We start from the raw sequence: 24,054 nt of genomic DNA, 5'->3' as shown, positions 1-24,054 counted from the left end.
GTCACGAGGGCAGCTCCACGCGGGCGCGCTGGCGCCCAGCGAGGGCGGGGCCGGTCTCCGGCCGGTTCGCCGCCGCCAGCCGCTCCGCCAGCGCCGCCAGCTGCGGTGTCTCGAACAGGTCGGCAAGGGTCGCCGTCGGCGCCAACTCCCGACGCACCCGGGCGATCATCTGCATGGCGAGGAGCGACGTGCCGCCGAGGGCGAAGAAATGGTCGTGCCGCCCGACCCGGACCCCGCCCAGCGCCTCGCTCCACAGGGCGGCCAGCGCGGTCTCGAAGGCCCCCTCCGGCGGGGCGTCGACGGCCTCGGCGAGAGGGGCGTGCGGAAGAGCGGACAGGTCCACCTTGCCATTGGCGGTGCGCGGCAGGTGGGCCTGGCGCAGGAAGGCGTGCGGAATCATGTAGGCCGGCAGCCGGGCGGCGAGAAGCCGGCGCAGCGCGGCGTCGTCCGGCGTGGCAGGCCCGGCGCCGAGATGGGCGACGAGGCGGGCGGGCCGTCCCTCGGTCTCGTCCACCAGCACGGCCACGTCGAGAATGCCGGGCAGCGCCTGCAGCGCCGCCTCGACCTCGCCGGGCTCAACCCTGTAGCCGGCAATCTTCACCTGCCGGTCGCGGCGGCCATGGAAGAACAGCCGTCCGTCAAAGTCGAGTGAAACCCGATCGCCGGTGCGATAGGCCGCAACGGCCGGAGTGCTGCCCGGGTCGCCGAGCGGGGTGCGCAGGACGATCCCCGGCTCCGCGCCGATATAGGTGCGCGCCACCGCCGGCCCGGACACGACCAGCTCGCCGACGGTGCCGAACGGGCAGGGCCGGCCCTCGGCATCCAGCACATGCAGTCTTGTACCGGGAATGGGATGGCCGATGGCGACGCTGGCGCCTGTTGTTTCCGGCCGGCAGCGCTCGACGCAGACCCACACAGTGGCCTCGGTCGGGCCGTATTCGTTGCACAGCACAGCGTGCGGGGCGCGGGCGGCATGGGCCGAGACCAAGGCCGGCGGGCAGGGCTCGGCCGCCACCTTGGCGAGGCGCAGCCCGGGCAGGCCCTGCGGGCCGGCAGACTCCAACAGCAGCGCCCAGAGCGAGGGGGTCAGGCAGACATGGGTGACGGCGTTGGCACGGATCAGCGCCAGCAGCTGGTCGACGTCGCGCGCCTGCGCGGCATCGGGCAAGACCAGCGTGCCGCCCTCGCACAGGGTGCAGAACAGCCCGGTCACCGAGCCGTCGAAGAACAGCGGGAAGGTCAGCAGGAAGCGGCCGATCGGCAGGTCGGCATTCTCGGCCGCGCTGGCCGCCACATGGGTGCGCAGATTGTCATGGCCGACACTCACGCCCTTCGGCCGCCCGGTGGAGCCGGAGGTGAAGATGACATAGGCCTCGTCGGCCGCCGCCGGCCGCGTCACCGTGTCGAGATCGGCCGGTTCCGGCGCGATGTCCTCCATCGCGAGGGTCGCAAGCGCGGGGAAGCCGTCGGCGAGGGCGCGGCGGGTGACGAGCGCGGCGACGCCGGCGGCCTCAAGGATCATTGCCCGGCGCTCGGCTGGCGCCTCGGGGTCGAGCGGGACATAGGAGGCCCCGGCGCAGAGGATGCCGAGAATGGCGGCGACCGCTTCCGGCCCGTGTTCCAGCATCACCGCGACCCGGGCACCGGGCCGCACCCCGGCTCCGGCAAGCCGTGCCGCGATGGCGGCGGCGCGCCCGCCGAGGTCGCCATAGGTCCACACGCCGCCGGTGGTGATGAGCGCCGGCGCTTCCGGCCGCGCCCGCATCTGCGCCAGGATGAGGTCGAGGGCCGTGCCCGCTGGCGTGGGCAGAGGCCGCCCTGTTAGAGCCGCTTCGATATCCCGGCGCATGGCGTCCGGCATCACGTCCAGCGCGTTGGCGGGGGCATCGAGATGAGCGGGAAGGCGCTCCAGCGCGGTCGCGAGCATGTCGAGAAGCTGGCGCGCCTGCGCCAGCGAGACATGCTGCTGGTCGACCATCAGGCGCAGCTCGAACGCCTCGCCGATCTCCACCATCAGGTTGAGCGGCATGTCCGGCAGGGTTACGTCGCCGCTGGCGAGAATGTCCAGCCCGGCGGCGCGGAAGGCGGCGGCAAGCGCGAGCGGATAGGTCTGCACCGCGATCAGGCTGCGCAGCGGCAGCGCGTCGCTCGGCAGGGCGAGGAGGTCGCGCATTGTGTCGAGCCCTAGCGGCCCGGCCTCACGGCCGGTGGCCCGGGCGTTCTGCATCTCGGCGAGCCAGTGCCGCAGGGGTGTGGCGTCGCGGCGCACCCGGCTGGGGAGCAGGCCGATCTGCGGCCCGACCATGTGGCTTGAACGATCACCCAGAAGCTCGGGCGGGCGCACCGTCTCGACGCAGCCCATCACGAGGTCGTCGGTGCCGTCAGTGCGGGCCAGCACCAGCGCCCAGGCGCCTTCCACCAGCGTGCTGAGCGTCAGCCGCTCGGCACGCGCGAGGGCGCCGAGCTTGTCGGCAAGGGCGGGGGCGAGAACATGGCATGCCTCGCCGATGTGCGGGGCATGAACGGTGGAGCTGCGGGCCGCCACATCCGGGCTGTGGCCGGCCAGCACCGCGCCCCAATGCGCCCGCGCGGCGTCAACATCGCGGCCCTGCCACCATTCCACATAGCGGCGGAACGACAGGGCGGGCGGCACTGTGCCGCCGCGATACAGGGTCAGGACCTCGTCCATGATTTCGCCCAGCGACCAGCCATCGACCGCGAGATGATGGCGCGTCCACACCAGCAGATGGCGCGGCGCCGGGCCGTGAGGTGCAAGGGTGACCAGGCGCACCCGCATCAGCGGTGGGCGGCGCAGATCGAACGGGTGAGCCCGGTCCTCTTCCAGCAACGCGTCGAGGGCGGCGCGCCAGTCATCGCGGGCGCTCCAGTCGAGGCGCTCGACCTCGAAGGCGGGCGCGGTGGCCACCACTTGGGCCGGCACGCTCTTGAGTTCCCAGTGGAAGCCCGAGCGCAGCGCGCTGTGGCGCTGAACGACGGCAGCCCAGGCGGCGGCGAAGCTCCCGGCATCGAGAGGGCCGGCCAGCTCCGCCCACCACTGACCCATGAAGAGAGGCTGGTCAGGATAACTTACGCATCGCACCAGCATAGCGCGCTGAAGATCGGTCAGGCCATAGATGTCTTCGATCGGACCTCGGGCCACATCACAACCTTTTGAAGAAAAGAGCAGTGCCACGGGCTCGTCCAGCGTGTAACCGCCGCGGAATCTGCTTATCGGCGTTCATTCCGTGTGCCGTCGAAAGACCGCCGGGCAAAGGTGCGTCGAGCCGCGCCTGCCCTGCACGACATAATCCTGAATCTACAATTTTTGCGTGTATCGCCGGCCCTCCGGCGCGGGGAACCGGCGGCGGCCATGGCCGCCGCCGGAAGTATCAGAGGCTTTCGATGTAGAAGCCTTCGCCCTTGATGTCGCCGTCGCAAAGCTTCTGCAGCTTCTCGACGATCCCGCCGCCGTCCTTGGCGCGGGGGTTGGCGGCCATCTTGTCGAAAGCAGCTTCGCTCTCCCACACAGTCGCGATACCGTACATGGACGGGTCCTTCTTGGACTTCATAAGTCCAAAGCCGACCAGGCCTTCGATGACATCGCCCGGCTTCTTGCCGTCGTTGGGGAGCATTTCCTTCTCGAGAAGCGCGCGCGCATCCTGCTCGCTACCCGCCTTAACGTGACAACGAGAGATCGTCATAAACATACTTGCCACAGGATCTTCTCCAGCCAGAGTTGCGGATGATGGCATACAGCGGGGCGTGCAAACCGGCAACTGTCTATTTTTGTTCCCTTCGCAGTATTTTCTCGCAAGCCGTTCAATAAGGTTCTAGCAATTCATGAATGCTCCACATGTCCAGAGTATCATGTCTAGCTCAGTCGACTTTGAGTTCGGTCCTATCTGCAGATCAACCCCCGCGTGCGGCGCGTGCGCTGGAAGTGTCGCGGCGCCGGCGGTGGAGGCCTGCAGCGGACGGCGGCGCGCACCCGTCGCCACCCCGGGAGCCGGGTCGGTGTGGCGATGATGGGCCGCTGCTGATGCATTCCGTAGAGGAAGTCGCTCGCCATTCGGGCAAGAGCGCGGGTGGGCCCCTCTCTGCCCCCGGCCGGAACGGTGCCGGCTGCGCAAATGATCGCGACGCCTCGGCAGGCGGGCGGACCGCGCCCGTCCGGTGCCCGGCGAGCACGTGGGACCATTGCGCCGCCGCCGGACGGCAGCCTGCCCTCTCGAGTCGGCTCGACACTGTCCCGACCCGGCCCACGCGGTGGCGCTACGCCCGCCCGGCCCGGGCGGGCTCCGCACCTATTGGATGTAGCTTACCTGTGTCGAACCGCCGGTCCCCCGGCCTCTCAGGCGCGGGGCGAGAGAACCGGGAACAGATTTCCGCGAATGGGCGCGCCGACGGCGAGATCCACCTCGAAGCCCTCGGCCACCAGCCGGTCGACCACGGTGCGGCCATGCGGCGCCAGCACCGCCGTCTCGTCGACCCAGCGCGTCACCATGCGGCGTGTGTCGTGGTCGAGCGTGTTGCCCGGCGAGCCGTGCAGCGTGCGGGCGTGGAAGACAAGGCAGTCGCCCGGCTCCATGTCCCAGCTCAGAATGTCGTACTCCGCGCGGTGGCCCTGGATGTCGGGCACGCGGGAGAAGGTGTCGCTGGCGGAAATATCGAATTCGCCGTGGTAGCGGGCATAGAACTCCTCCACCGCCGGCAGCGCCTCCTGTTCGCCCTCGAAGAAGTTCGCCGGCATGAACAGCTTGTTCCAGCGATGGGAGCCGCGGACGAATTCCAGCGCGGCTTCGCGCGGGATGGGGTCGAGCGCGACCCAGATGGAGCAGAACGGTCCAAGCACGACATTGTCGTGGTGCCAGGGCGTGCGCGCCTGGGTGCCGGGGCTCTTGTAGAACCAGGTGTCCTGCAGCAGCCGCACGGTCGGCGTGCGCAGGCAGCGGGCGGCGATGGCGGCGGACGGCGATTCGAGCGCGAAGGTCTCCAGCTGGGAGATGTGCCGGCGCGACCAGATGTCGGAATAGAAGGCGCCCTTGTCATTGGGCGAGAAGCTCTGGAACAGGGCGCCGGGGCTTTCGATGTTGCGCCTTATGCCCTCCGCGGCGAGATCGACCCATTCCGGTCCGAAGGCGCCCCTCAGGCAGATGGCGCCGTCGCGGTCGAGGGTCTCGATCATGGCCTCGTCGATGGGGGAAGTGTCGTTCGGCATGAATCCTCCTGGACATGTGCGCGGCTCAGCCGTTTTCCCCGGGCGCTCCCCCTTGGGAGAAGGCGGGCCGCGCGAAGGGCGCGGCGTGCGACGGGGCGGTCACGTGGCACCGCATGCCCACGGTGGGGCACATTGGCGGGCGCTGTCCATTGGCGAATTTTGGCATGATTTCGCTCCCGTCGACGGTCCGGGCCGATCCCGAAGCGGTGTCGCCCGCCCTGCTGCGCTGGGTGCGCCGGCCGGCGGGCGCGGCGACGGTCATCTGCTTTCCCCATGCCGGCGGCAGCGTCCTGTCCTGCCTCGGCCTCGCCGCCGCTCTGCCCGCTACGCTCGCCATCGCGACGGTGGAGCTGCCCGGCCATGCGCCCGATGTGCCGGGAGCGCCGGAGACCGATGTCCGCCTGCTGGCGGCCCGGCTGGCGGGTGAGATCACCGGCACCCTTGGTGCTGAACTCGCGCCGGAGGGGGCGGGGCTGACCCTGCTGGGAAACAGCTTCGGCGCGCTGCTCGCCTTCGAGACGGCGCTGGCGCTGGAGCGTGCCGACGCCGCCTGCGCGCCCCGGCTGCATCTCGTCGTCTCCGGCTTCCGCGCGCCGAGCCGTCCGCCCTTTGAGGCGCCCTTGCACCTTCTCCCGCGTGCCGTGCTGCTGGCCGAGCTGCGCGAGTGCTTCGGCGCCGTCGGGCCTGATCTCACAGAGCTGCTCGGCCCGCGCGAGGAGGCGGCGCTGCGGGCCGATCTCGAAGCCTGCGAGACTTATCGGCTGGGCGACGCGCCAGCGCTGCGCTGCGCGGTTTCCGTTATCCGCCTCACCGCCGACCCCTCGGTGTCCGCCGAGGAATGCGAGGCCTGGCGCGAGGTGTGCGCCGGACCCGTTCGCAACCGCGTGCTCGACGCCGGTCATTTTCCCTGGAGCGGCACCACCGCCGCCTTCGCCCGCCTTGTTGGCGAACTGGTCGCGCCCGCGCGCCCGGTTGCTGCCGTTCCGGCGCTCGCCGGGCGGTCCGCCCTCTCCCAGCCCACACGCCAATCATAAAGAGCCGCCATGTCCACCCGGCATTTCGACTGGTTCAAGAAACACGAGACCGAGGACGAGGTGCAGCACAAGCTGCAGCGCCTCTACGGCCTCGCCTGCGACCGGCTGGCGATGAAGCCGGACAAAGGTTTTATCGCTGCCGCCATGGCCGCCGATCCGGAAGAGGCCCGGCGCGACCCGGCGCGCCGGCTTGCGCATCACCTGTTCACCTACAAGCTGGCGATGCCCACCGGCGCCTGGGGCCTGCTGGGGCTCGGCCTGCTGCATTCGGTGCTGCAGGAAGTGGCGCGCGACGACGGCAAAAAGCCGGCGCCGGTGCGGATCCTGCGGACCGAGGCGCATGATCTCAACGGTTTGGCGAGTCGCCTCCTGCTGCCGGACGTGGACCAGAAGGATGTGCGCCGGGCGGCGGCGTTCGTTGAATATCTGCTGAAGGCCAAGGGCGCGCGCGGCTTCATCAAATTCGGGCGCAAGATGGGCGCCAATGGCAATGTCGACGCCGCAAGCGAGGCCGTGGCCGGCATCTCGGCCGGGGCGCTGGAGCTGAAATGGCAGGACGCCATCCGCGCCGGCACACCGGAGCGGGGGCCGACCCATCTGGTGGCCTGGGTGGCGAAGGCGGCGGCGCGGCACAAGATGCTGCTGTTCTGGTTCCTGCTCGCCAATGCGGTGCAGATTCTCTACGCCGTCTATGTGCCGCTCTGGCTGCAGGCGCTGTTCGACGAGGGCATCAAGCCCAGCGATGTCGCGGTCATCCGCACCTATCTCGCCTATCTGACCTGGGGCTTCCTGGCGGCGTCCTTCTTCGGCGTGATCCTCGACTATACCGTGGCCAAGCTTGGGCCGCGCATCATCAACGACCTGCGCGCGCGCATGTTCGCCAAGATCAACAACATGGACGCGCGCGAGCTCGCCAGCTCCGACACGGATGAGATCATCGCCGATTTCTCCAACGACATCACCGTGGTGGAGAAGGCGGTCATCTGGGCGGTGCCGGGCCTGTTCTCCAAGGGGCTGATGCTGATCGGCTCGGTGGTGGTGGCGTTCTCGCTGGACACCCAGCTGGCCATCGCCACCCTGGTCTCGCTGCTGATCGCCTTCTGGCTGCCGAGGGGCTTCAGCAAGCGCGCCGTGCGCTACAATTACGAGCGCGGCGCGGAAGACGCCAAGGTCGCCCATATCGTCAAGGAAACCCTGCTCATGCAGCGGGTGATCCGCATCTTCGGCTTGCGCGAACTGCAGTTGAAGCTGTTCACGGGGCAGCTCGGCAAGCTCTTCAAAGCCAGCTACCACCAGTATTTCTCCTCCGGCCTCGTCGGCCGGCTGACCAGTTTCGGGGTCAGCGCCGCGCAGCTGCTGGTCATCGGGCTCGGCGCCATGCAGTCGGTCGAGGGCGAGGTGTCGTCGGGCACCATCGTCGCCTTCATCACGCTGCTGCTCACCATCGGCGGCGCCGCCGGCTTCATCGGCGCCCAGCTGCCGCTGCTGATCCAGGGCGTTGGCGGGCTGGAGCGGGTGCAGGCGCTGCTCGGCAAGCCCGATGCGGCGGCGGACCCGGAAAGGCCGGAGGACATTGGCGGCAAGGTGCACTCGCTGCGCTTCGACGAGGTGAGCTTCAGCTATGATGGCGGCGGCGCAACGCTGGACAAGGTGTCGATGGCCATCGACTGCCCGCGCAAGGTGATGGTGGTGGGGCCGTCCGGTTCGGGCAAGTCGACCATCCTGCGCCTCATCGAGAACCAGTTCTCGCCGGGCAGCGGCCATGTGCGGGTGAACGGGGTCGACATGCGGCTTCTGGGCGAGAAGCAGGTGCGCTCCCTCATCTCGCTGGTGCCGCAGGAAGCGATCCTGTTCCAGACCTCGGTGCGCGAGAATATCCGCATGGGCAAGCTCGGCGCCAGCGATGCCGAGGTGGAGGCCGCCGCCAAGGCCGCCGACATCCACCCCATCATCATGTCGCTGCCGGACGGCTATGACACCGATGTCGGCGAGGGCGGCAGCAAGCTCTCGGGCGGGCAGCGCCAGCGCATCGCCATCGCCCGCGCCATCCTGCACGACCCGCAAATCATGCTGCTGGACGAGGCCACCTCGGCTCTCGATCCGGCAAGCCGCGTGGCGGTGGAGGAGACGCTGCGCAAGGTAACGCAGGGGCGTACCGTGATCGCGGTCACGCATGATCTGACCCAGTGCGAGCAGGCCGATCTCATCTATGTCGTGAAGGCGGGCCGGGTGGTGGAAAACGGCACTCATCAGGCCCTGCTCGACGCCGACGGGGTCTATGCCGATCTCTGGCAGCGCAGCGTGATCGCCGGGTCCGAGGGCACCGTGCCGCGCGACCAGCTGCTCGACCGGCTGCGCAAGCGGCCCATTCTCAAGGGCGTGCCGGATGTCTTCCTGGAGCGCCTTCTGGCGCGGATGACCCTGGAGACGGTCGGCCCGGACACGGTGCTGATCGAGGACGGCAAGCCCGCCGACCGGCTGATCTTCCTGACCCAGGGCGAAGCGCAGGCGAGCATCCGGCTCTCCGACGGAACGTTTATGCCGGTTGGCATTCTCGAGCCGGGGGATTCCATGGGCGATTATGCGGTGCTTGGAGATGCCGAAGAGTTCACCCGCGTGGTCACCCGCAAGACCTGCCATCTGCTGAGCATCGAGGCCGGCGCCCTGCGGGCCTTCGTCGCCGGCGACGCCGACACCGAGCTGCGCATCCAGACCGCGCTCGCCGCCCGGCATGAGGCGATGCTGGAGCATTATGCCTGGCAGAAGCTGCAGCAGCAGGCGCAGCCGCAATGAGCGCCGCGTCCATGGGCACCATCGCCACCCGCCTCGCCGACCTCGCCGCGAGCCCCGATCACCGCTGGTCCATCACCTTCCTCGACAGCCATGGCGCGGTGTTCGAGCGCTGCGGCGCGGCGGAGCTGGCGGCGCGGGCGGCCCGCGTCGCCGGTTTTCTGGAGAGGGAGAGCGCGCCCGGCGCGCCTGTCCTGCTGGTTTTCCAGCCCTGCGTCGACTTCCTGGTGGCGTTCCTCGCCTGCCAGTGGTCAGGGCGCCTCGCGGTGCCGATCAACCCGCCGCGCCGGCATCGGCTGATCCAGCGCCTGCAGGCGGTGGCCGCCGACAGCGGCGCCACGGTGGCCCTGACCGGCGGCGGAGTGGCGGAACAGTCCGCGCTCTGGCAGGCCGACAGCGCCGAGCTGGCGGCGATCCGCTGGCAGGATATGGGCGATATCGACAGCGATCCGGCGCAGGCCACCCCCCTGCGCGCGGTCGACCCCGCCGCCACCTGCTTCATCCAGTACACGTCCGGCTCCACCGCCCTGCCCAAGGGTGTGGAGGTGAGCCACGCCAATCTCATGGCCGACATGGCGCGGATGGAGGCGGCGTGGGGCCTGTCGCCGGCCAGCGCCATGGTCACCTGGCTGCCGGCCTTCCACGATCTCGGCCTGATCTTCGGGCTGCTGCAGACGCTGTATTCCGGCTGTCCCGTCGTGCAGATGGCGCCGAACAGCTTCCTGCAGCGCCCGGTGCTGTGGCTGGAGGCGATCAGCCGCTTTCGCGGCACCCACACGGCGGCGCCCAGCTTCGCCTATGATCTGTGCGCCCGCCGGATCCCGCCCGAGGCGCACGAAGGGCTCGACCTCTCCTCCCTCGTCATGGCGATGAACGCGGCCGAGCCGATCGACCCGCAGGTGATGGAGGATTTCGTCGGCGTGTTCGGCCCGCACGGCTTCCGCCGCGAGACCTTCGCCCCCGCCTATGGGCTCGCCGAATCGACGCTCGCCGTCACCGCCAGCCCCGTGGGCGTGGCACCCCGGCTGTTCGCCCTCGATGCCGCCGCGCTGGAAGCGGGACGCATCGTCGAGGCCGGCGCTACGGCCCGGCGTCTGGTGATTCCCGGGAGTGGCGCGCCGCTGGCGGATGTGAGCGTGGCCATCGTCGATCCCGAGACCGGGCGCCGGCAGCCGCCCGACCGGGTCGGCGAAATCTGGCTCGGCGGTCCCACCATTGCGCGAGGCTATTGGCGCCGGCCGGAGGAGAGCGCCGCCACCTTCGGGGTGCGGGTTGCCGGCGAGGACGACCCGACGGGCTATCTGCGCACCGGCGATCTCGGGGCGATGATCGGCGATGAGCTCTGCGTCACCGGCCGCATCAAGGATCTCATCATCCTGTCGGGCGCCAATCATTACCCGCAGGATATCGAGCGGGTGGCGCAGGGCGCGCATCCGGCGCTGCGCGCGGGCGGCGGAGCCGCTTTCGGCGTGGTTGGCGAGCCGGGCGGCGAGCAGGTGGTGCTGGTGCAGGAGCTGGAGCGCACCCAGCGCCGCACCGACCCGGCGCCGCTGTTCAGCGCCATCAGCGCTTCGGTGTGGCAGACGCTGGAGCTGCAGCTCTCGCGCATCGTGCTGGTCGAGCCCGGCGCGGTGCTGCGCACCTCCAGCGGCAAGATCCAGCGCGCCGCCAACCGGCAGGCCTGGCGCGAGGGCGTGCTGCCCGTCATCGCCGAGTGGCGCAACGCGCGGCAAGAAGCGTTGGACGCGGCGCTGGACGCGGCGCGGGAATCCCCGCCGCTCGCCCCGCCAATGGCCCTCGCGATGGAGCCATCGGCGCTGGAAGTCTGGCTGCGCGACTGGCTGGCGCAGCGGCTTTCCCTGCCCGCTTCCGCCGTGCCGTCCGATCGCGGCGTGGGCGAGCTCGGCCTCACCTCGCTCGACGCGGTCGATCTCGCCGGGGCGCTCGGCACCCATCTTGGCCGCGCTTTGCCGCAAACCCTCGCCTTCGACCACCCCACCATTGCCGCCATGGTGGCGCATCTGACCGGGGCGCCACCGGCGAGCCCGGCGCAAGCCTCGCCTTCGATACCAGCGCCGTCGCCGGGTGCCGGCGGTGATCTGGAAGAACTGTTGTCGATGATTGAAGGAGGCGCCCGTGGCCACGAGTGAGGAACGGCGCGCGGGCTTGCTGACCCGGCTGAGCCGGCTGCATCCCGAACAGATCACCGATCTGATGCTAGCGCTGGAAGGGCGCATCGACGCGCTGCGGGCCGAGACCGCGCGGGCGCGCCAGCCGGTGGCGATCATCGGCCTCGCCGCCCGCTTCGCCGAGGCCGCTTCCGCCCCGGCCTATGGCGCGCTGCTGTTCGAGGGCCGCGACGCCGTCCGCCCCGCCCCGGCCGACCGGCCGGAGCGCGAGGGCCTGCCGCCCGGCGGCTATATCGATGGGGTGGAGCGCTTTGACCCCGGCTTCTTCGGCCTCCGCCCGATCGAGGCCGAGGCCATGGACCCGCAGCACCGCCTGGCGCTGATGCTGGCCTTTCAGGCGCTGGAAGATGCCGGTTATGCCGATGCTCGTCTGCGACCCCGCGCGACCGGCGTGTTTCTCGGCCTCGGCGCCAATGAATATGAGGCCCGGTTCCAGGCGACCGACACACTCTCCCCCGCCGCCATTCTGGGCAATGCCGGCTCGATCGCCGCCGGGCGCATCAGCCATTGGCTTGATGTCACCGGCCCGGCGCTGGTGATCGACACCGCCTGCTCCTCCTCGCTGGTGGCCGTGCATGCGGCCTGCCGCGCGCTGCGCAGCGACGAATGCGATCTCGCCTTGGCGGGCGGGGTCAATCTGACACTGGACGCCGACGTCACCGCCGCCCTCGCCGCCGCCGGCATGCTGGGGCCCGGCCATGCCTGCCGCACCTTCGACGCGGGCGCGGACGGCTATGTGCGCGGCGAGGGCGGCGGGCTGGTGGTGCTGAAGCGGCTGTCCGACGCGTTGCGCGACGGTGACGCCATCCGCGGCATCATTCGCGGATCGGCCATCAATCATGACGGCCATTCCAGCGCGCTGACCGCCCCCAATGGCGCCGCCCAGCGGGCGGTGATCGCCAGCGCCCTTGCCGATGCCGGCCTGTCAGCGGCAGATGTTCAGGTGGTGGAATGTCATGGCACCGGCACGCCGCTCGGCGATCCCATCGAGGTGCAGGCGCTCGCCGCTGCCTATGGCGAGCGCCGCGCGGCGCCGCTGCTGCTGGGTTCGGCCAAGACCAATATCGGCCATCTGGAAGCCGCCGCCGGCATTGCCGGCCTCATCAAGATGGTGCTGGCGCTGGAAGCCGGGCGGCTGCCGGGCACACTGCACCAGGCGCAGCCCAATCCGCGCATTGCCTGGGACGAACTCCCCGTGCGCGTCGTCGACCGGGCGATGGACTGGCCGGCCTGCGACACGCGCCGCGCCAGCGTGAGCAGCTTCGGCTTTTCCGGCACCAACGCCCATCTCATTCTCGAACAGGCCCCGCCGGTTGAACCGGCGACCCTCGACACGCCGCTGCCGGTCGTCCTCGCTTTCTCCGCTCCGGATGAAGAGGGTCTGCGCCGTATGGCCGCCGCGCTGGCCGACCATCTGGTCGTCGATCCGCAGGCCTCGCTGGCCGGCATCGCGGCGGCGCTGAATTCCGGGCGCGGGCGTTTTTCCCACCGTGCCGCCCTGCTGGCGCGCAGCTATGAGGAAGCGCTGGCGGGCCTGCGCGCCGTCGCCGAGGGCGAGGCGCCGACCGTAGGTGCCACCGGCCTCGCCTTGGTCGGGCGGCCGAAGGTCGCCTTCCTGTTTTCCGGCCAGGGCAGCCAGTGGCCGGGCATGGCGGCGGAGCTCTATGAGGTCGATCCGGCCTTTCGTGCCCGCATCGACACGGCCGGGGCGCGGCTCGGCCTCGATCTCGCCGCGCGCATGTTCGATCCGGCAAGCGGGCCGCTGACCGAAACGGCCGAGGTGCAGCCGGCGCTGTTCGTGCTGGAAGTCGCGCTGGCCGAGCGGCTCAAGGCGTTCGGCGTGACGCCCGACATCGTCGCCGGCCATAGTCTGGGCGAATGGTCCGCCGCCTGCGTCGCCGGCCTGCTGCCCTTCGAGGCGGCGCTCGACCTGGTGGCGGCACGCGGCGCGCTGATGGGCGCGCTGCCGCAGGGCGGCGAGATGGCGGCGGTGTTCGCGACGCCCGAGCGCCTCGCCCCGCTGCTGGAGCCTTACGGCGCCCGGCTCGACATCGCCGCGTTGAACGCACCGGAAGAGGTGGTGGTGGCGGGCGAGAGCGAGGCGATCGCGTCGCTGCTCGCCGCTCTCGACGCGCAGGGCATCCGCAGCCAGCGCATCGCTACCAGCCACGCCTTCCATTCCCATCTGATGGATGATGTGGTCGCGCCGTTCGAGGCGAAGGTGCGCGAGGCATCGCTGGCCGCGCCGCGCCTACCGGTGGTCTCCAATGTGACCGGCGATCTCTCCGCCGATCTGACCGATCCCGCCTATTGGGGGCGGCAGATCCGCCAGCCGGTACGGTTCGGCGCCGGCCTCGACACCATGGCCGGCGAGGGCGTGCAGGTGGTGGTGGAGATCGGCCCGGCCGCGACGCTGGTCGGCTTCGCCCAGCGGGCCCCCGGCTTCGAGGGCCGTGACGCCCGCTTTATCCCGACTCTCCGCCGCAACCGCGCGGCGGGCGAAACCCTGGCGCTGGCGCTGTGCCGCCTGTTCGCCGCCGGCATCGATGTGCAATGGCCGGCCAGCGGCGCGCCGCGCGCGCACCTGCCACCCTATCCTTTCGCCGGTGAACGGCATTGGATCGACGCTCCCTCCCGGCGGCAGGTGGCGCCGCTCGCCCTGCACGCGCCCGCAACCCCGGCGGCGGCGGTCGTGTCGGTCCTCCCGACGCCGAGCCGCGAGGACATGCGCGCCGGCATCGCCGCCAGCCTGCGCCGCAGCTTGCAGCTGAGCGAGGCGGCGCTGTCCGGCGACGCCGGTTTCTTCACGCTGGGGGTGGATTCGCTCGCCCTCACCGAGGCGCTCTCGACGTTGGAGCGGCGGTGGAAGGTGGCGATCCCGCGCCGCGAGCTGTTCACCACCCTCACCACGCCACGGGCGCTGCTGGAACGGGTGCTGCGCGAGGTCGAGGCCCAGGCCTCTACCTCCGCCTCCGACCCTGCGGCCGCGCTTTCGACCCCGCCCTCTTCCGCCATCCCGATTGCGGCCGCCATGGGTGCGGCCACGGAGGCTCATGTGTCCAGCCCAGCCCTGCCCCCGCCGGACGCTCCTCCCGCCGCGCCGGCCGAAACGCTGAGCCCGCAGGCGGCCAGCTTCATCACCGATTTCGCCGCCCGCTACGGTGCCGCGCACGGCGCCTCCCGCCACCAGCGCGAGGCCTATGGCGCGGTGCTGGCCGACAGCCGGGCAGTGGCCGGGTTCCGACCCGAAACCAAGTCGCTGCTCTACCCGATCATCGGCGTGAAGGGGCAGGGCAGCCATGTCGTCGACGCCGACGGCAACGACTATGTCGACCTCACCATGGGCTTCGGCGTGCAGCTGCTTGGCCACAACCCGCCCATGGTGGTGGAGGCGATCCAGCGCCAGATCGCCGAGCAGGGGCTGTTCCTCGGCCCGCAGGCGGAAAAGGCCGGCGAGGCGGCGGCGGCGATCGCCCGGCTCACCGGCAATGAGCGGGTGCTGTTCTGCAACACCGGCACCGAAGCTGTCATGACCGCGCTGCGGCTCGCCCGCCACGCCACCGGCCGCCCGCTGGTGGCGATGTTCGCCGGCTCCTATCACGGCCATTTCGACGGCACGCTGGCGCGCTCCGGCACGGACGGCGCCAGCCTGCCGCTCGCTAGCGGCACGCCGCCCGGCATGCTGGCCGATGTGGTGGTGCTCGACTATGCCGACCCCGAGGGCAGCCAGAGCGCACTGGAAGCGCTGGGCGACCGGCTGGCGGCTGTCATCGTCGAGCCGGTGCAGAGCCGGCGCCCCGGCCTGCAGCCGCGCGACTTCCTGCAATGGCTGCGTGGCTTCACCGCCCGTGCCGGCGCGGCGCTGATCTTCGACGAGGTGCTGCTCGGCTTCCGCGTCGCCGCCGGCGGAGCGCAGGCCTGGGCCGGCGTGCGGGCCGATCTCGTCACCTATGGCAAGATCGTCGGCGGTGGCCTACCGATCGGAGTCGTCTCCGGCAAGCGGGCCTTTCTCGACGGCATCGATGGCGGCGTCTGGCCGCTGGAGGGCGCCGGCGGTCCCAAGGCCGAGCGGACCTTCTTCGCCGGCACCTTCAACAAGAACCCGCTCGCCATGGCGGCGGCCTCCGCCATGCTCGGCCATCTGGAAGCCTCCGGCCCGGCGCTGCAGGAGCGGCTGAACGCCCGCACGCAGGCGCTTTGCGCTACGCTGAACGCGGGACTGGAGGAAGATGGCAGTCCGCTGCGGGTAGAGCACTTCTCCTCCGTGCTGCGCTTCTCCGGGGCGAGCGACCTGTTCTACAGCCAGCTCATTTCGCGCGGGGTCTATGTGTGGGAGGGGCGCACCTGCTTCCTCTCCACCGCCCATAGCGAGGGCGACCTCGACACGGTGTCGCGTGCGGTGCGGGAGAGTGCCCGCGCCCTCGCGACGGTCGGCCTGATGGGCGGGGCGTCCCTTCCCGCCCTGCTCGATGCCCCCGCCGAGTCCAAAATCATCGCCACCGCCCCGGGGCAGCAGGCGCTGTGGACGCTCGCCGCCTTCAGCCCGGAGAGCGCGGCGGCCTATAACCAATCGCTGGTGCTGCGCCTGCCCGGTTCGATCGATACGGCGGCGCTGAACGCGGCGCTGGCCGATCTCGTGGCGCGCCATGACAGCCTGCGCCTGCTTTTTTCGGACGGCGGCGGCGAGGCGGTGATCGAGCCGCACGCCATCGTGGCGCTGGAAGAGGCCGATCTTCTCGACGACGTCGCCGTTGACACATGGGTACGGCAGGCGGCGGCGCGGCCGTTCGATCTGGCGCGCGCCGGGCAGATGCGGGCCGGCGTGCTGCGCTGCGGGGCGGAGACGGCGCTGGCGCTGATCCAGCCGCATATCGTCACCGATGGCTGGTCGCTGCAGGTGCTGGCCAATGAGCTGGGCCTGCTCTATTCCGCCCGTCTGGCGGGGACCGAGGCCGCGCTGCTGGCCCCCGTCGCCTATGAGCGCTTCGCCACCTTTGCCCGCGACGCCGCCGCCGACCCGGAAGCGGCCGCCCATTGGCAGGCCATCTTCGCCAGTCCGCCGCCGGCACTGGCGCTTCCCACCGACCGGCCGCGCCCGCCGTTGCAGACCTATGCGGGCGGCACCGCGCGGGCGCTGCTGCCGCCGGCCTTCGCCACGGAACTGTCGGCGCGGGCGCGGGCGCTCGACTGCTCGCTCTTCACCCTGTGCTTCGCCGCCTATGGCCAGCTGCTGGCGGAGCTTTCCGGCCAGGACGATCTGGTGGTGGCGATCTTCGCCGCCGGCCAGCCGCTGGTCGGGGAGCCTGGACTGACCGGCTATTGCATCTCCACCGTGCCGGTGCGGCTTGCCGGGCTGGGTGGCGATGCGCTGGGCGCCAGCCGCACTGCCATGGCGCAGGCGATGGCCTTCCCCGCCTATCCGCTCTCCGCCATCGTCAAGGCGAGCGGCGTGCGGCGCGATCCTTCCCGCCCGCCGCTGGCGAGCGTGTCGTTCAATCTGGACAAGGTGGAGAAGCTGGCACCCTTCGCCGGGTTGGCACCGGCGATCCGCGCCAATGCCCATGGCAGCGTGCGCTGGGACCTGAACTGGAACCTCGAATCCAGCGAGGAGGGCCTCGTCGTCGAGGCCAATTTCAACACCGATCTGTTCGATGCCGCACGGGTGGAGGGGTGGGTTTCCCGCTACCGCACCTTGCTGGAGGCGATCGGCAAAGGCCCGGCCGAGACGGTGCCCACGCAGGTGGCCCCGGCCATCGCCCCACAGCCGACCAGCCTCGCCGATCATGTCGCGCACTGGGCGGCGCTGCAGCCGGAGGCGCCGGCGGTGATCGACCGCGAGGGCACGCTCAGCTGGGCGGAACTCGCGCGAGCCAGCGGCGCGCTCGCCATGCGGCTGGCGGTACAGGGCGTGCGGCGCGGCGATCGCGTCGCCTTCTGCCTGACACGCGGTGCCGGCCCGCTGGTGGCGATGGCGGCGGCGAGCCATCTCGGCGCGGCCTTCGTCCCGCTCGATCCCGACTTCCCCGCGCCCTACCGCGCCACGCTTCTCGCCGAGAGCGGCGCCAAGGTGCTGGTGGCGGATGGCGACCTTGAGGACGAGCCGGCCCCGGTGCCCGTGCTCGGCTGGAGCCGTCATCCGGCAAAGATAGCGCCGCCCCCGCGGGCGACCTGCACGGCCGGCGACCTCGCCTATATCCTGTTCACCTCAGGCTCCACCGGGCGGCCGAAGGGGGTGCGGGTGTCCTGCGGCGGGCTCGATGCCTATACCCAGGCGCTGCTGCACCGTCTGGCGCTCCCCGGCCCGCTTGTGTGTGCCATCGCCACCTCCTTTGCCGCCGATCTCGGCTATACCAGCGTCCTCGGCGCCGTGGCTTCGGGCGGCACGCTCAATGTGGTGGACGCGGCGACCGCGCGCGACCCCGCCGCCTTCATCGACTGGATGGCGCGCCACCCGGCCGACGTGCTGAAGATCGTTCCCAGCCATCTCGCGGCGCTGATGGCGCATCCCGAGGCGGCCGCGCTGCTGCCCCGGCAGGCGCTGATCTCAGGCGGCGACGTGCTGACCTTTGGCCTGGTCGAGAGGCTGAAGGCGCTGCGGCCGGAGCTGCGCGTCTTCAACCATTACGGTCCGACCGAGACCACCATTGGCTGCACCCTGGTGGAGGTAACGCCGGCGCTCGCCGCCGGCACGCAGGCGCCCGACCGCGTGCCGGTGGGCCGGGCGCTCGATGGCGCGCGGATCGACATCGTCGACGAGGATGGCGCGGTGCTGGCCGCTGGCGAAACCGGCGAAATCCGGGTGAGCGGGGCGGGCGTGGCGCTGGGCTATGTCGGCCAAAGCGATGAGGAGCCGGCCGCCACTTCCGGCTTCATCCAGCTGGCCGACGGTACGCGGGCCTATCTCACCGGCGATCTCGGCAGCCGCGATGCCGACGGCCTCATCCGCTTTCTCGGCCGCAAGGACGACATGGTGAAGGTCCGTGGCCACCGGGTCGATCCCAATGGCGTGGCGGCGCAGCTGCGCGCCTGCCCCGGGGTGCGAGATGCAACGGTGCTGGCCCTGAGCGAGGACGACGGCACGGTGCGCCTTGTCGGCGCGGCGGTGGCGCCCGGGGAGAGCGCGCAGAGCCTCAGTGCCCTGCTCAGCGAGAAGCTGCCCGAAGCCCAGCGCCTGTCGCGCCTCATCATCCTTGAAGCGCTGCCGCTCACCGCCAATGGCAAGGTGGACCGGCCGGCGCTGCGGGCGCTGTTCGCCGCACCCCCGCCCGACGAGAGCGCTGCCCCCGCTGTGCCGGCCCCCGCCGCCGCTGCCGACGCGCAGGACCCGCTCGCCACGGTTCTCGCGCTGTGGCGGGAGCTGTTCGCCAGCCTCGGCACCTCGAACATTGGCCCGGAGGATGACTTCTTCGCCTTGGGCGGCGATTCGATCCTGGCGATCCAGCTGGCCGGCAAGGCCCGCGCGGCGGGCTGGCTGCTCTCCCCGGCGCAGATCTTCACCGCGCCGACGCCGCGCGCTCTGGCCGGCGTGATGCAGCCCGTGTCCACGCACCCAACCGAAGAGCGGGGGCCCGTGCCCGAGCCGGTGCCGCTGACGCCGATCCAGAACTGGTTCATGGGGCTCGCCATGCCCGACCGCCGGCACTGGGCGCTGACCGCCGTGTTCGACCTGCCGCTCGGCACGAAGGGCGAGGCGGTGGAAGCGGCGCTGGCGGACGCGGTGCAGCGCCATGACGGGCTGCGCGTGCGCCTGCAGGAAGGCGTGCCGGCGCTCCAGCAGGTCGAGGACGCCGCCGCGCTGCCGGCGCTGCTGCGCCAGCAGGTGCCGGTCGGGCAGGATGTGTCGCCCCTTGAGGACCGCATGGCCGATCGCCTGGTGACGATGCTCGACCCCGTGGCGGGCCGTCCCTTCGCCGCCGGCATGATCGAGGCCGGCGCCGCGCTGCGTCTCGTCCTCGCCGTGCATCACCTTGTCTTCGACATGGTGTCCTGGGCGATCCTCGCCGATGATCTCGCCAAGGCGCTGTCCGACCCGCCGCTGCCGGTGCTGGCGCCGCCGACCTCCTGGTCGTGGTGGTGCCGCCATCAGGCCGGGATGGGCGCGGCCTTCGAGGTCGATCGCGCCTATTGGCAGAGCGTGACGCAGGCACCCACCACCGTCCCGCTCGATCATCCAAACGCGCCGGACGTTGAGGGCGCCGCGCAGATCCGCGATCTCCGGCTGGAGGCGGCACTGTGCCAGCCGCTGCTGGCCGATCTCACCGAGCGCTTCGGCCACCAGCCGCAGGAGAGCGCGCTCGCCCTCATCGCCCGCCCGCTGGTGCAGTGGACGGGGGGAGCGCTTCAGATCGAGCTGGAAGGCCATGGCCGCGAGCCGGGCGATGCCGCCATCGACCTCTCGCGCACCATTGGCTGGTTCACCACCCGCTATCCGCTGGCGCTGCCGGGGCAGGCGAGCGACCTGCCGGGCTGGCTGCTGGCGGTCAAGGATCTGGCGCGGGCCGCCGCGGGGCGCTCCATGGGCTATGGCCTGCTGCGCGCCGCCGCCGTGCCGCTCGCCGGGGCGCGGCCGCACGTGTCGTTCAACTTCCTCGGCGACATCAGCCGCTTCGGCCATGCCGGCCTCGCTCTGGTGCGGCTGGGGGCGGGCCGGGAGCGGGCGGCGCAGGCGGCGCGTCCGCACCGCCTCGCCTTCAATTGCTGGCAGGAGGGCGGCGCCCTGGTGATACGCTGCGAATTCGGCGCCGGCCACAACGCCGCGACCATCGAGCGCCTGCTCGCCGCCATCCGCGACGAGGCCGAGGCCTGCCGCGCGGTCGCGGCGCGCTCGGAGCGCCGCTATTCGCCGAGCGACTTCGCGGCGCTCGATCTCAGCCAGGAGGACCTCGACACGCTGACCCAGTTCAGCTGACCGGCGGCCATCTCAATGCTGTGACGGGGACGACCGCCGCCACAGCCCTTCCGCCCCGAGCGGGCCGCCGCCGAACACCACCAGCGCGAAGGCCATGGCGGCCCAGGGCAGGTGAAAATTCGCCCAGCCCTCGGGAATGGTGAGCTGGATGATGGCGGTCATGACCAGCAGGCCGAGCGCGGCGAAGCGGGTGCCGAGGCCGAGCAGCAAGAGCAGCGGCAGCACGATCTCGCCCGTTCCCGCCGCCGCCGCCATCAGGGTGGGGAAGGGGTAGGCATAGGTACCGCCGAACAGGTGCAGCCGGAACTCTTCCTCGAACAGGAAGTGCGCCCCAGCCGACAGGGTGAGAAAGCTCTCCCATTTGGTCAGGCCCGACAGGAAGAACGGCACCGCCAGCGCGACGCGCAGGCCAAGGAGCGGCAAGGCGGCCGGGATCGACGCCAGCAGGTCCTCGGCCCGCGCGAGCAGCGCGAGAAGCGGAAGCGGCCGGCGCTGCGGAAGAACACGGGTCTCTGTTGTCATGGCACGTCCCCTTGATGGATGTCGGCAAAGGCACTGAGGGTGAGAAGGCCGACCAAGGCGGCGCCGAAATCAAAGCCGGGCTCTTCATTGAGCGCCGCCTCCGCCGCCGCGCCGAGCGTGCCGCCGGCAAACAGAAGCGCGGCGAAGGGCCCGTCGCCGGCCGGCAGGACATGGACGTTCACCGCCATATCCGGCCGCACGACCAGCACGGTCTCGGGCTGCCACGCCTCGATGTCGGCGAGCTCCGCGCCCTGATGCGCGGCCCAGATCGCACCGGCGGGAAAGGGCGAGCGCAGCAGCGTCGCGGAAGGGTGCGGTTTCAGGGTGAGCGTCGCCAGCGCCTCCGGGGCGAACGCGGCGAGCCGGGCAAGGGCGAGCGGGGCGGCATCGGCCGCGTGATAGGCCCGCGTCCAGGCCGCCTCCAGCCGGGCGACATCGGGGAGATAGGGCAGCGCCTGCGCCGGTTCGAAGCCGGCAATGAAATCCGGGAAGTCGTCGCCATAGTCGATGATCAGCGGCGAGGAGGGCTTGTGGTCCTGCGCATAGGCCCGCGCCATGCCGGCGAAGAAATCTCCGCCCACCAGCCTCTCCGTCACGCCGAAGCGCTGCGCCAGCGCCCGGGTCAGCCCGACATGGACATTGTTGCGATAGACCGCGAAGCGCGCGGCGTCAGCCACCCCGCGCGCGCCCGTCAGGCCCGGGGGCAGGGGAGCGTCGGCATGGAGCAGCGCCTGTGCGAAGGCGTGCTGGCCTGTGGCGAAGTCCATGGCTCAGCCCGCCCGCTTCAGCACGTTGCGCCGCGCCGCCTGCCCGGCGATCAGCGCGTCGACGCGCACTGCCTCGGCATGCAACGTGGGGAAGGCCGGCACGTCATTGTCCCATTCGATCAGCGTCGGCACCGGCCCGGTGCGCGCCAGAGTGAGCGCGTACAGCGCCATCACGTCGGTCTTGACTGGCGAGCCATGGGCGTCGATCAGCAGCCGGTCGCCGGCGCCGTCCACGGTCTCGTCATAGCCGGCCAGGTGAATCTCGCCGACGCGCTCGACCGGGAAGCGGTCGATATAGGCGGTCGGGTCCAGCCGGTGATTGACGCAGGACACCATCACATTGTTGACGTCGAGCAGCAGGCCGCAGCCGGTGCGCTCCGCGACCGCCTCCAGGAAGTCGATCTCGTCGATCGTGCTCTCGGCGAACAGCAGATAGGTCGAGGGGTTCTCCAGCAGCAGCTGCCGCCCGATCGCCTGCTGCGCCTCGTCGACATGTTTGCTCACCCGCGCCAGCGTTTCCTGCGTGTAGGGCAGCGGCAGCAGGTCGTTGAGAAAGCCGGTGTCGTGCGTCGACCAGGCGAGATGTTCGGAAAAGCTCTGCGGCCGGTAGCGGTCAATCAGGTCGCGTAGCCGGCGCAGATGCGCCGTGTCGAGCGGTCCGGCCGCGCCGATGGAGAGGCCGACGCCGTGCAGCGAGAGCGGGTAGAGGCTGGCCACCGCTTCCAGATAATGGTGCGGCGGCCCGCCGGCGCCCATGTAGTTCTCGGCATGAACCTCGAAGAAGCCGATATCCGGGCGCGCCTCCAGCACATGGCAGTAATGCTCCGGCTTAAGCCCGAGCCCGGCGCGGGCGGGCAGGCAGTCGCGGGGGACGGCGTTCATCATCGGTCTCGCGGCTTTGGGAACGGGGAGTTGCGAGAAGAGGAGGCCCGCGGCGCGGGCCTCCTGAGCCGGCTCAGCTCTTGATCGGGGTCAGCGAGCCCATATGCATGCCGCCCTTCATGGTCACGCAGGTGCCCTTGGGAACCGCCTTCCAGGCATTGCCCTGGTAGTCCATGGTCGAGGTGCCGGCGCAGGTGGTGCCGGCACCCGCGGCGCAGTCATTCTGGCCCTTCAGGGCAACGCCGTAGCACTTCTCGTTGCCGGCCATCTTTTCCGGCGAAAGCGGGGCGGCGAAGGCGGCGCCGGCAAGGGCAGTGGCGAGGGAGCCGGCGAGCGCGAGAGCGAGGGTCGAGCGGTTCATGGGTCGTCTCCTGTTGATCGGTGCAGAGGGCCGTGCTTGACCCTGCATCGGTCCATTCGAGACGGGAGCCGGCGGTGTTACGCTCCTCTTCGACACGAATTCGTGATGAGGTGGGCGTGGCATTCGCAGATTATTTCCGCCCGACCGTAACAAGGCGGCCCGGGCGCGCGAAAAGGAGAGACCGGCGTTGAGCGGCAAGAACGAGCGCGAACTTGCCGATCTGCTCCGCGCCGCCCTCGCGGGCGACGAGCGCTGCTATTCAGCGTTTCTCGACCGTGTTGCGGGCCTTGTCCGTGCCTATGCGCGCGGCAAGATCACCCATGGCGGGGTCGATGCGGAAGATGTGGTGCAGGAGGTGCTGCTGGCGATCCATCTGAAGCGCCATACATGGCTGCCCGAGGCGCCCGTGCTGCCCTGGGTCTATGCCATTGCGCGCTTCAAGCTGATCGACGCCTTCCGCCGGCGCGGCCGGCGGGTGGAAATCGACGTCGACGACATCGCCGAAACCTTCGCCCAGCCGGAGGTCGAGACGGTGAGCGCGCGCGACATCACCCGGGCACTCGACGGGCTCGCCCCGACGCAGCGCTCGGTGGTGGCGGCGATTTCGGTCGACGGCCGTTCCGTCGAGGAGACGGCCCGGACCTATGCGATGACCGAGGCGGCGGTGCGGGTGGCGCTGCACCGGGGACTGGCCGCGATCGCGCGGCGATTTGGACGCGAGTGACATGGACACGCAAGATCTCATCCGGGCGATGGCCGCCGATACACGCCGCCGGGCACTGCCGCTGGGCACGGCCTGGCGCGTGGCGATGGCGCTCGCGCTTGTGCTCGCCGGGGCCGTGTTCGCGCTCGCCCTTGGTCCACGCCCCGATGCGCTGGCCTCGCTGGAGACGGCGCGCTTCGTGTTCAAATTCGTGGTGACGCTCGCTTTGGCCGCCAGCGCGTTCGTCCTGCTGCGCCGGCTGGTGCGGCCGGGCGAGGAGGCGCGTACGCCGCTCGTCTGGCTGCTGGCCGGGCCGCTGCTGCTGATCGCCGCCGTGGGGCTGGAACTGCTGGCGGTTCCCTCCGCCGATTGGGCCGCGCGGCTGGTCGGGGTCAATGCCCGTGTCTGCCTCACCTTCATTCCGCTGATCGGCGCCGCGCCGCTGGTGGTATTCCTGGCGGTGCTGCGCCATGGCGCGCCGGCACGCCCGGCGCTGGCCGGGGCGGTGGCGGGGCTGCTGGCGGGCGGGCTGGCGGGCGCGTTCTATGCCGCCCATTGCCCCGACGATTCTCCGCTCTTCGTCGCCAGCTGGTACAGCCTGGCCATTGCCGGCCTCGCCGTCGCGGGGGCGATCCTCGCACCGCGCGTGGCGCGCTGGTAGTTAAACACCGCTCCGACCC

Annotated in this window: 13 protein-coding genes; 6 read left to right on the top strand and 7 right to left on the bottom strand. The window is 70.9% G+C overall.

Features of this window, described 5'->3' with window-relative positions; all coding sequences use genetic code 11:
• Window position 1: 1 nt before the first annotated feature.
• The 3 genes from A3M1_RS0107710 to A3M1_RS0107700 all read right to left on the bottom strand — a co-directional run bounded on the left by A3M1_RS0107710 (window position 2) and on the right by A3M1_RS0107700 (window position 5,218).
• Complete coding sequence (locus tag A3M1_RS0107710) at window positions 2-3,160, bottom strand: non-ribosomal peptide synthetase (protein WP_018388383.1); 3,159 nt, start codon at window positions 3,158-3,160, stop codon at window positions 2-4.
• Window positions 3,161-3,389: 229 nt separating this feature from the next.
• Window positions 3,390-3,701: a putative quinol monooxygenase gene (locus A3M1_RS0107705; protein ID WP_126278432.1), complete on the bottom strand. Its 312-nt coding sequence runs from the start codon at window positions 3,699-3,701 to the stop codon at window positions 3,390-3,392.
• A 650-nt stretch (window positions 3,702-4,351) separates the two neighbouring features.
• A complete protein-coding gene (locus A3M1_RS0107700) occupies window positions 4,352-5,218 on the bottom strand; it encodes a phytanoyl-CoA dioxygenase family protein (protein WP_018388381.1) in 867 nt (288 codons plus the stop codon).
• Between the two features lie 164 nt (window positions 5,219-5,382).
• Between A3M1_RS0107700 and A3M1_RS0107695 the strand changes: the two genes are divergently transcribed.
• The 4 genes from A3M1_RS0107695 to A3M1_RS0107680 are packed head-to-tail and all read left to right on the top strand — an operon-like array spanning window position 5,383 to window position 20,139.
• The gene (locus A3M1_RS0107695) at window positions 5,383-6,252 is read left to right on the top strand and encodes a thioesterase II family protein (protein ID WP_018388380.1); all 870 of its coding nucleotides are present in this window, start codon (window positions 5,383-5,385) and stop codon (window positions 6,250-6,252) included.
• Window positions 6,253-6,261: 9 nt separating this feature from the next.
• Window positions 6,262-9,045: an ATP-binding cassette domain-containing protein gene (locus tag A3M1_RS0107690; RefSeq protein ID WP_018388379.1), complete on the top strand. Its 2,784-nt coding sequence runs from the start codon at window positions 6,262-6,264 to the stop codon at window positions 9,043-9,045.
• The gene (locus tag A3M1_RS0107685; protein WP_245261606.1) at window positions 9,042-11,192 is read left to right on the top strand and encodes an AMP-binding protein; all 2,151 of its coding nucleotides are present in this window, start codon (window positions 9,042-9,044) and stop codon (window positions 11,190-11,192) included. The genes A3M1_RS0107690 and A3M1_RS0107685 overlap by 4 nt, the downstream gene beginning before the upstream one ends.
• Complete coding sequence (locus tag A3M1_RS0107680; RefSeq protein ID WP_018964164.1) at window positions 11,179-20,139, top strand: type I polyketide synthase; 8,961 nt, start codon at window positions 11,179-11,181, stop codon at window positions 20,137-20,139. The genes A3M1_RS0107685 and A3M1_RS0107680 overlap by 14 nt, the downstream gene beginning before the upstream one ends.
• Window positions 20,140-20,151: 12 nt before the next feature.
• On the opposite strand, the gene A3M1_RS0107675 is transcribed toward A3M1_RS0107680, so the two are convergent.
• From A3M1_RS0107675 to A3M1_RS0107660, 4 genes are all read right to left on the bottom strand, one after another.
• Window positions 20,152-20,661, bottom strand: coding sequence for a DoxX family protein (locus A3M1_RS0107675; protein WP_018388376.1), 510 nt, complete (start codon window positions 20,659-20,661; stop codon window positions 20,152-20,154).
• A complete protein-coding gene (locus tag A3M1_RS0107670; RefSeq protein WP_018388375.1) occupies window positions 20,658-21,428 on the bottom strand; it encodes a DNA-binding domain-containing protein in 771 nt (256 codons plus the stop codon). Before A3M1_RS0107670 ends, A3M1_RS0107675 begins: the two co-directional genes overlap by 4 nt.
• A 3-nt stretch (window positions 21,429-21,431) precedes the next feature.
• On the bottom strand, window positions 21,432-22,313 hold the full coding sequence (locus tag A3M1_RS0107665; RefSeq protein WP_018388374.1) for a DUF692 family multinuclear iron-containing protein: 882 nt from the start codon (window positions 22,311-22,313) through the stop codon (window positions 21,432-21,434).
• 70 nt (window positions 22,314-22,383) lie between these two features.
• On the bottom strand, window positions 22,384-22,671 hold the full coding sequence (locus A3M1_RS0107660; protein ID WP_018388373.1) for a DUF2282 domain-containing protein: 288 nt from the start codon (window positions 22,669-22,671) through the stop codon (window positions 22,384-22,386).
• 187 nt (window positions 22,672-22,858) lie between these two features.
• On the opposite strand from A3M1_RS0107660, the gene A3M1_RS0107655 reads away from it, so the two are divergent.
• Together A3M1_RS0107655 and A3M1_RS0107650 are read left to right on the top strand one after the other, a co-directional pair.
• Window positions 22,859-23,395, top strand: a complete 537-nt coding sequence (locus tag A3M1_RS0107655) for a sigma-70 family RNA polymerase sigma factor (protein ID WP_018388372.1) — start codon at window positions 22,859-22,861, stop codon at window positions 23,393-23,395.
• Window position 23,396: 1 nt separating this feature from the next.
• Window positions 23,397-24,035 carry an NrsF family protein gene (locus A3M1_RS0107650; protein WP_018388371.1) on the top strand — a complete coding sequence of 213 codons (639 nt, stop codon included), beginning with the start codon at window positions 23,397-23,399 and terminating at the stop codon, window positions 24,033-24,035.
• The last annotated feature ends 19 nt before the right edge of the window (window positions 24,036-24,054 follow it).

Origin of the sequence: Ancylobacter sp. FA202, from assembly GCF_000380205.1 — a bacterium.
In the GTDB taxonomy this organism is placed as follows: domain Bacteria; phylum Pseudomonadota; class Alphaproteobacteria; order Rhizobiales; family Xanthobacteraceae; genus Ancylobacter.
This window is presented reverse-complemented; position numbering and strand designations above follow the sequence as displayed.

Bases quoted from the DNA above. Each gene is read 5' to 3' on its own strand.
- A3M1_RS0107705 (WP_126278432.1), bottom strand. From the start codon at position 3,701: ATGACGATCTCTCGTTGTCACGTTAAGGCGGGTAGCGAGCAGGATGCG.
- A3M1_RS0107700 (WP_018388381.1), bottom strand. From the start codon at position 5,218: ATGCCGAACGACACTTCCCCCATCGACGAGGCCATGATCGAGACCCTC.
- A3M1_RS0107695 (WP_018388380.1), top strand. From the start codon at position 5,383: ATGATTTCGCTCCCGTCGACGGTCCGGGCCGATCCCGAAGCGGTGTCG.
- A3M1_RS0107690 (WP_018388379.1), top strand. From the start codon at position 6,262: ATGTCCACCCGGCATTTCGACTGGTTCAAGAAACACGAGACCGAGGAC.
- A3M1_RS0107685 (WP_245261606.1), top strand. From the start codon at position 9,042: ATGAGCGCCGCGTCCATGGGCACCATCGCCACCCGCCTCGCCGACCTC.
- A3M1_RS0107675 (WP_018388376.1), bottom strand. From the start codon at position 20,661: ATGACAACAGAGACCCGTGTTCTTCCGCAGCGCCGGCCGCTTCCGCTT.
- A3M1_RS0107670 (WP_018388375.1), bottom strand. From the start codon at position 21,428: ATGGACTTCGCCACAGGCCAGCACGCCTTCGCACAGGCGCTGCTCCAT.
- A3M1_RS0107665 (WP_018388374.1), bottom strand. From the start codon at position 22,313: ATGATGAACGCCGTCCCCCGCGACTGCCTGCCCGCCCGCGCCGGGCTC.
- A3M1_RS0107660 (WP_018388373.1), bottom strand. From the start codon at position 22,671: ATGAACCGCTCGACCCTCGCTCTCGCGCTCGCCGGCTCCCTCGCCACT.
- A3M1_RS0107650 (WP_018388371.1), top strand. From the start codon at position 23,397: ATGGACACGCAAGATCTCATCCGGGCGATGGCCGCCGATACACGCCGC.